Origin of the sequence: Rathayibacter sp. AY1F4, from assembly GCF_002931775.1 — a bacterium.
Taxonomy (GTDB): Bacteria; Actinomycetota; Actinomycetes; order Actinomycetales; family Microbacteriaceae; genus Rathayibacter.
On the sequence record NZ_PSVE01000032.1, the window covers coordinates 23684 to 32070 of the forward strand.

An 8387-nucleotide genomic window follows, 5' to 3' on the forward strand; every position below is an offset into this window, starting at 1 on the left:
GGGATCAGCGGCGGTGGGACGCGACCAGGCGGCGCAGGTGCTCGCGGGGAGCGTCGACGATCCGGACGGGGTCGTCGAGCACGAGCGTCGTGCGCTCGGATCCGTACTCGGGCCAGCCGGCGTCGCCCGTCGCCGCGAAGGCGGCCCAGCGCGACGAGACCTCGTCGCTGAGGCGCTGCGGGGCGGGCCCGATCGTGCCACGGGCGTCGTCGAGGCTGCGGAAGAGGAAGGGCAGCTCGAGGGAGTGGGTCGCGCCGCGGGAGTCGTCGGCGCGCCAGGCGAACAGGGCGGCGCGCGTCGATCCGGTCGCTGCGGCCCGGGCGTCGAGCAGCCGCAGACTCGGCTGCCGGTAGATCTCGTCGGCGAGGCACGCCTCCAGGGCCTCGGCGTCCGAGGGGGTGCGGCCCAGGTCGGCCGCCAGAGCCTCTCGATAGGCCCCCGCGTCCCCTCCCGGAAGCAGGTCGGCGACGTGCCGGTCGAGCTGTGCGCGCAGCTCGACGGAGTCGGGAGCCCGGAGGTCGACGGAGCCCGAGCCCTCGTTGACGTTCGTCGTCACGACGAGATCCACTCCGCTCGAGGCTCCCGCCGCGACGGCGGACACCGGGTCGCGGGTCAGCAGGCGGCCGTCGAGGCCCGCCCGGAACACGGCGACGGTGTTCGGACCCGCGGCCGAGCGGCGGGCGAGCAGGCGGTCCTGCGCCTCGATCAGGCGAGGCCAGGGCAGGTCGAGGAGCCGCTCCGGCGGCGCGCCGAGCAGGTCCAGCAGCTCCGCCGTCGCCTCCTCGCCGTACTCGCGCGACCCGACGCGCTCGGGGTTCGCGCTCTGCAGCACCGCTCGCGCGAAGAGGCCCTCGGCGCGGGGCGCTGCGAGCAGCATCGCGGCCGACGTCGCGCCGGCGGACTGGCCGGCCAGCGTGATCCGACCGGGGTCTCCTCCGAACGCCGCGATCTCGTCGCGGACCCACTCGAGCGCGGCGACGGTGTCGTGCAGGCCCGCGTTCGCGGAGTCGCGGTACTCGTGGCCGAGGAGGTGGTCCACGGTGAGGAATCCGAGCGCGCCGAGCCGGTGGCCGAGCGCCACGACGACGGTGCCGGTCCGGGCGGCGAGCCGTGCTCCGTCGCAGAAGGGCTCGGAGGGGGAGCCGGCGACGTGCAGTCCCCCGTGGATCCAGACGATCACCGGGCAGGCCTCGGCTGCCTCCGGCGTCCAGACGTTCACGGTCAGGCAGCCGGTCTCGCTTCCACCCGACGTCTGCGGAGCCCGCGGTCCGGGCTCCAGCGCCTCGCGCCGTCCGCTCCAGGCCTCGAGCGGCGGAGCCGGGAGGAAGCGCCGGGGGTCGCCCGCGTAGGGCACCCCGAGGAACGCGTGCGCCGCTCCGTCCGGCGTCGCGACGGTCCGCCCGAGCAGCCGACCTGCGGAGACGACGGCCTCAGCCATCGCGCCCTCCGGGCTGCAGGAGCACCGGCCCGTGCCCGGGCGAGAGGGTGCTCTGCAGCACGAGGGAGGACGCTCCGACGGCGGCCGCATCGCGCGGGTTGCTCGAGAGCTCGACCTCGATCGGGTGGGCCCGGCGGGCGAAGCGGCGCTCGTCGAGGCGGGCGCGGATCGCGCGGGTGTGGATCGAGCCGGCGATGGCGACTCCGGGGCCGGTGAGGACCAGCTCGTCGAGGTCGAACAGGTTGGCCAGGGTCAGAGCGCCGTCGGCCAGGTGCCCGGCCGCGCGCTCGATCAGGGCGAGGGCCGCCGGATGGCCGTTGATCGCCGCCAGGCTGAGCACGTCGAAGTCGCGGGCGTGCTCCTCGGCGCGGAAGGCGAGGTCGAGGTCGGCGAACGCGGCGCGGTCGGAGCGCGCCTCCTCCACGACCACCGTCGGCGAGGCGTACCGCTCGAGGCAGCCGACGTTGCCGCAGAAGCACTCGCGCCCGCCCGGCACGATCGTGACGTGGCCGATCTCGACCGCGTTCGAGCTCGCCCCGCGCAGCAGTGCGCCGTCGAGGACGACGCCGGCCCCGATGCCGGTGCCGACGTAGATGCTCCCGAAGGTGCGGTGCCGCGAGACGCCGCGGCTCCAGAACTCGCCGATCGCGGCGGCGGCGGCGTCGTTGTCGAGCAGGATCGGCGCGCCCAGACCGGCGCCGAGCTCCTGGCGGAGCGGGTGGTCGCGCCAGTGGTGCAGCGTCGGCGGGCCGAGGACGCGGCCCGCGGCCTGGTCGATCGGGCCGGGAGCGACGACCGCCACGCCCGCGATCGAGCCGCGGTCGATCCCGGTCCCGCGGATGAAGTCGTCGTAGGCCCGGACCAGGCGCGCGGTGACCTCCTCCGGGGAGGCGAGCGCGGCGCCGTCGATCTGCTGGCGTGCGATCACGCCTCCGCCCGTGTCGGTGGCGACCAGGGTGATCGACTCGAAGCCGAGCTGCAGGCCGATGGCGATCCTCGCCCGCGCGTTGATCTCGAGCAGCTGCCGCGGCTTGCCCCCGGTCGAGGTCGAGCCGGTCTGGCGGACGATGCCGTCGGTGAGGAGCTTGCGCACGATCATCGAGATCGCGGGCTGGGTGAGGCCGGTCGCGGCGGTCAGCTCGACGCGGCTGATCGGCCCGGAGGAGCGGATCAGGTCCACGACGAGGGCGCGGCTCCCGGGGGCCGCGGGTGTCGATTCGCGCCGTGCCATGCCGTCACCTCCCGTTCCGCTCGTCAGCGTACGGGACGGCTCCGCCGCCGATCGGCCCCCTACTCTGGACGGGCGACGAAGGGCGGTGGCGATGACGCGGACGAGACCGATCGGCCTGGCCCTGGTGCGGGCGACCGAGATCATGGGCGCGGAGCCGTACTTCCACGAGTTCATCGCCGGTGTCGAGCGGGCGGTCCGCCCTTCGGGCTACTCGGTGCTCCTCAACGTCCTGCCCGACGCCGACGCCGAGCTCGCGACCTATCGGCGGTGGAGCGAGGACGGCGAGGTGAGCGGCGTGATCCTGGTCGACCTCGAGGACGGGGATCCGCGGCCGGAGTTCGTGCGCGGCCTCGGCCTCCCCGCCGTCGTGATCGGCCCACCGAGCGCCGCCGTCGGCTTCCGCGCGGTGTGGACGGACGACGACAACGCGATGCGCGCGGCCGTCGACTTCCTCGCCGGTCAGGGCCACTCCCGGCTCGGCCGCGTCGCCGGACCCGCGGAGCTGCTGCACACGCGCATCCGCGAGGAGACGTTCGCGCAGGAGTGCGCGCGGCACGGAGTGTCCGGACCGACGGCCGGGGGCGACTACTCGCGGGCCTCCGGGGCCCGTGCTCTGGCGGCCCTGCTCGACGGCGACGAGCGGCCGACGGCGGTCGTCTTCGACAGCGACCTGATGGCGCTCGGCGGACTCGACGAGGCCCGCGATCGCGGTCTCGCCGTCCCGGGCGAGCTCTCGCTCCTCGCCTGGGACGACTCCGCGCAGTGCCAGCTCAGCGAGCCCCCGCTCTCGGCGGTCTCGCACGACGTGCAGGTCATCGGGATGCTCGCCGGTCGGGAGCTCCTGGCCGGCATCGCGGGTGGCGAGAGCCGTGCGATCAGCAGCCCCGCCGTCGTGATCGTCCCGCGCGGATCCACGGGCGCGCCGGCGGCCTGAGCATCTCCGACCGTCGGTCGACGGCCGTCGCCACGCCCCGCGTGCTCGCACTGCCGTCTCGATTCGTTACATAAATTATTTACTTTTGATATTGACCTCGACGGGGAGGACAGGGGAGTCTGTCCGAGGACCGGCCGACGAGGGCGGGGCGACGAGCCCCGATCCCGAGAGCGGAACGACGCGAGCCGGTCCTCCACCCCGGTCGAAGGAGCCCTGGAACACACATGACCCGTGCCGCAGCACCGCCCGCCCCGAGGCGCTCCCGCCTCCGCTCGGCCCTCGCCGGCGGAGCGATCGCCGCCGTCGTCGCCTCGACCCTCGTCGCGACCGCGTCCTCCGCCCAGGCCGCGCAGGCCGCGCCGGCCGACTGGACCAGCGCCAACACCGCGTTCGTCCAGCGCGACGGCAGCGCCCTCACCCTCGACGGCGAGCGCTTCCGCGCCAGCGGGACGAACATCTACTGGCTCGGCCTCGACGAGAACGTCGGCGGGATCGACTACCCGACCTACTTCCGCATCAAAGACGCCCTCGACACGGCGGCCGGGCTCGGTGTCACCGTCGTGCGCTCGCACATGATGACGTCGACCAGCCAGGACGACGCCGACCCGCTCGCGCTGATGCCGCGGCTCGGCGAGTACAACGAGGAGGCGTTCCGCACCATCGACTTCGCGGTCGCCTACGCGGGCACCCTCGGCATCCGCCTGGTGCTGCCGCTCACCGACCAGTGGGAGTACTACCACGGCGGTCACCGCGACTTCACGACTCCGCTCGGCCTCGAGTCGGACGACTTCTACACCGATCCGGCCGCGATCGCGGCATACCAGGACTACGTCGACCACGTGCTCGACCACACGAACACGATCACCGGGACGCGCTTCGTCGACGACCCGACGATCATGGCGTGGGAGCTGGGCAACGAGCTCGAGGGCATGACCCGCGAGTGGATCGACGCCCAGGTCGCGCACCTGAAGGAGAAGGCCCCGGAGCAGCTCGTCGCCGCCGGCCGCCGCTTCGACATCGATCCCGACACCCTCGCGTCGCCGGACCTCGACATCGTCGACGTCCACTACTACCCGCCGACCGCCGAGCGGGTCTCGGCCGACGCGCGGACCGTCGCGGACGCGGGCAAGGTCTACATCGCGGGGGAGTACGCCTCGACGGCCGCCTCCGCCACGCTGCTCGACGCGGCCGCGGCCGACCGGAACGTCTCGGGCATGTTCTTCTGGTCGCTGTTCGGGAACAACGACCGCGGGGGCTTCGTCCCGCACGACGACGGCTTCACCCTCCACTACCCGGGCGATTCGGCGCGGGAGCGGGAGAGCGTGGACGCGGTCGAGCGCTACAGCGCGGCCGTCGGCAGCACGCCCGGCCGGCACGAGCTCGGCGCCCCGCTCGTCACGGCCCTCGACCAGGTGTACGGCATCACCACCGTCTCGTGGCGCGGGACCGCGGGAGCGCAGGGCTATCTCGTGCAGCGCTCGGTCGACGGCGGTGCCTGGAGCGACGTGACCGACGGCGCCGTCTCCGCCTCCGCCTCCCCGGTCACCGACTACGACTCGCCCGACGGAGCGCGCTACCGCGTGGTCGCGGTCGGCGAGGGCGATCGCCCCGGCCCCGCCTCCGACCCCGTGGCCGCGCCCGAGGCCGGCACGGTGCTCGTCGACCCGCTGCAGACCTGGACCCTCAGCTCGGCACACGAGAACGCGCGGCTCGAGCCGACGCCGGCCGGCGGAGTCGTCGCCGCGACGGGCGCTGCGAGCATCACCTGGCAGCGTGACGGCGTGACCGCCGCCGAGTTCCTCTTCTCGGACCCCTCGGCCGCGACCGTCTCGACGAGCACCGACGGGACGACCTGGACTCCGGCCGCGACCACGGTCGACGGCGGCGCCCTCCGAGCGGACGGCTTCGACGGCGACGCCGTCCGCCTCTCCTGGAGCGGCAGCGCCACCCTCGAGCGCGCCACCGTCACGAGCGCGGCGGAGGCGGTGGCCCTCGCCGACCCGCTCGACGACTTCTCGAAGGTGTCGGCCCGCACGGGCAGCCTCGCGATCGACTCCGGCTCGCCCGCGCAGTTCGGCGGAGACGTCTCCCGCGTGAAGCGCGAGAGCACCGATCCGGCGAGCCTCACCTGGAGCTTCGACGACATCAGCGGCGCCGACGTGACGGCCTGGTACTGGCCCGACCAGCCGGTCGCCCCGCTCACCGTGGAGGGCTCGGCCGACGGTGCGACGTGGGCGCCGATCGCGGTCGACACCCGCGGCGGCACCGGGAACTGGAAGCAGTACACGCTGTCGGTGCGCGGCCTCTCCGGCGTGAACCAGCTGCGCGTCTCGTGGCCGCAGGGCCCGGGCGAGGCGTGGACGCCGCAGATCGGCTCCGTGAACCTCTTCTCGCCGAACGCCGCTCCGCTCGGCGCCCCGGCCGCCCCCGCGCTCGTCGCGCCGGCCGCCGGCGCCGACGGGATCACCGCGACCCCCGCGTTCTCGTGGGAGCCCGCCGCCGACGCCGCGTTCTACCGCTTCACCCTCTCGGCATCGGAGGACCTCTCCGACCCGATCGTGGAGACGACCGGGCTCACCGCGACCACCGTCCGCCCGGACGTCGACCTCGCCCCCGAGACGCGCTACTCCTGGCGGGTGACCGCCGTGAACGGCGTCGGCTCCGCCGTGTCCGAGGTCCGCTCGTTCGAGACCTCAGCCGTGCCGACGGAGCCCGTCGTGGTCGACGACTTCGAGGGCTACGCCGACGACGCGGCGGTCCGCGAGGCCTACGTCCGGAACAGCGGGGGCGGCACCATCGCGCCGACGCTGGTGCCCTCCGGCGCCGGCAGCGCCGCGCGCTTCGACTACGACACGGGCACGGCCGGCTACGCGGGCGTCGTGAAGACGTTCGATGCTCCGCAGAACTGGTGGGGCTACTCCGGGCTGACCCTCGACGTGGACGCCGCGGCCCCGTTCTCGGTGCAGTTCGTCGCGAACGGCGCCTACTGGGAGGCCTCCGTCACCCCGGCGACGGAGGGGCCGACCGTCGTCCCCTTCTCAGCCTTCGCTCCGCCGTCGTGGGCCCCGGAGGCCGATCTCGACCTGACCTCGGTGACCCAGTACGCCCTCTACGTGAACGGATCGGGGACCGGAGTCCTCACCGTCGACGACGTGGCGACGGTGGTCGCCGCCGGGCCCGCCCCGACGCCGACGCCGACCGCTCCGCCCACGACGACGCCGACCACCCCGCCGACGACGACGCCCACCGCACCGCCGACGACTCCCACCGCGCCGCCGACGGCCGGACCCTCGCCCCACCCCCACGTGCCGTCGTGGCTGGAGTCGCTGGTGCGCCAGTACCTCCCGACGATCCGGCACTGGTGGCAGGCCCGTCACTGACCTCCGTCCCGCACCCACTGCACTCACCGTCGCACCGCGACGCCCTACCGAGGAGAACACCCGTGCAACGACCCACCAGAAACCGCAGGACCACGCTGATCGGCATCGTCGCCGTCGCCGTCACGTCCTCCCTCGCGCTCGCCGGCTGCTCCGGCGGATCGGCGGGGAACGACTCCGGCGAGCCGGCCGGCGAGATCACTGTGCTGACCAACCGCACCGACCTGGTCGACACGACCTTCGCCGACTACGCGACGACGTTCGAGGGGAAGTACCCCGGGACGACAGTGAAGTTCGAGGCCCTGACCGACTACGAGGGCGACACCAAGATCCGCCTGAACTCGAAGGACTACGGCGACGTGCTGCTCATCCCGAGCTCCAACGTCACCAAGGACGACTACTCCGACTACTTCGAGCCGCTGGGCTCGACGGAGGAGCTGTCGAAGACCTACCGCTTCACCAACGAGGGCTCGTTCGACGGCACCGCCTACGGCGTCTCGACCTTCGGCTCGGCCATGGGCTACGTGTTCAACCGCGACGTCTGGACCGCGGCGGGCATCACCGATCCGCCCGCCACGGAGGAGGAGTACCTCGCCGACCTCGAGAAGATCAAGGCCGACGGCGTCGTCCCCTATTACACGAACTACAAGGACGGCTGGCCCCTCGCGACGATCGAGGGCAACCTCGGCACGGTGCAGGGGGCGGACGTCCGCACCGAGATGATCGCGGACGACGCGCCCTGGACCGAGGGCAACGACCAGTACAACATCGACGGCCTGCTCTACGACACGGTCGCGCAGGGCCTCAGCGAGGCGGACCCGACCACCACGAACTGGGAGGAGTCGAAGGACCTCCTCGCGAGCGGGGAGATCGGCTCGATGGTGCTCGGCTCCTGGGCCGTCTCGCAGATGCAGGACGCGGCCGAGAAGGCCGGGAAGTCCCGCGACGTCATCGGCTTCTGGCCGATGCCGTGGGCGCAGGACGGGACCTTCACCTCGGTGACCGCCTCGGACAAGTTCCTCGCGATCAACAAGAACTCCGACAACAAGGCCACCGCCCGCGCCTGGATCGACTGGTTCACGAACGAGTCCGGCTACGCCGAGAGCCAGGGCGCGATCAGCCCCGTGATCAGCGACCCCGCTCCCGACACCCTCGCGGACTTCGACGCGCTCGGCGTGCAGTACCTCGAGCTCGCCCCGGACCCGGTCGGGAAGGAGGCGGTCATCAACGACATCGCCAACGAGGCCGAGATCGACCTGTTCGGCAACGCCTACCGCCAGGAGCTGATCGACGCCGCGCGCGGTGCGGGTGCCGGCGACAAGGAGTCGCTGTTCGCCGACCTCAACTCGCGCTGGGCCGCGGCCCGCGCGAGTTGAGGTCGGCGAACAGCGACTCCTTGTCGCCGGC

The 8387-nt window shown here is 73.3% G+C and carries 5 protein-coding genes; 3 read left to right on the forward strand and 2 right to left on the reverse strand.

All coding sequences use genetic code 11. The annotated features are described in order from the left end of the window. Positions 1-4: 4 nt before the first annotated feature. Positions 5-1438 (reverse strand): carboxylesterase/lipase family protein, encoded by a 1434-nt coding sequence (locus C5C59_RS15835; protein WP_181134924.1) that lies wholly within the window; start codon positions 1436-1438, stop codon positions 5-7. Next, positions 1431-2669, reverse strand: coding sequence for an ROK family transcriptional regulator (locus tag C5C59_RS15840; RefSeq protein WP_104238781.1), 1239 nt, complete (start codon positions 2667-2669; stop codon positions 1431-1433). The genes C5C59_RS15835 and C5C59_RS15840 overlap by 8 nt, the downstream gene beginning before the upstream one ends. A 91-nt stretch (positions 2670-2760) precedes the next feature. On the opposite strand from C5C59_RS15840, the gene C5C59_RS15845 reads away from it, so the two are divergent. From C5C59_RS15845 to C5C59_RS15855, 3 genes are all read left to right on the forward strand, one after another. Next, a complete protein-coding gene (locus tag C5C59_RS15845; protein ID WP_208543581.1) occupies positions 2761-3603 on the forward strand; it encodes a LacI family DNA-binding transcriptional regulator in 843 nt (280 codons plus the stop codon). A gap of 224 nt (positions 3604-3827) precedes the next feature. Further along, the gene (locus tag C5C59_RS15850; protein WP_104238780.1) at positions 3828-6983 is read left to right on the forward strand and encodes a carbohydrate binding domain-containing protein; all 3156 of its coding nucleotides are present in this window, start codon (positions 3828-3830) and stop codon (positions 6981-6983) included. Between the two features lie 62 nt (positions 6984-7045). Then, on the forward strand, positions 7046-8356 hold the full coding sequence (locus C5C59_RS15855) for an ABC transporter substrate-binding protein (protein WP_104251320.1): 1311 nt from the start codon (positions 7046-7048) through the stop codon (positions 8354-8356). Positions 8357-8387: the final 31 nt, after the last annotated feature.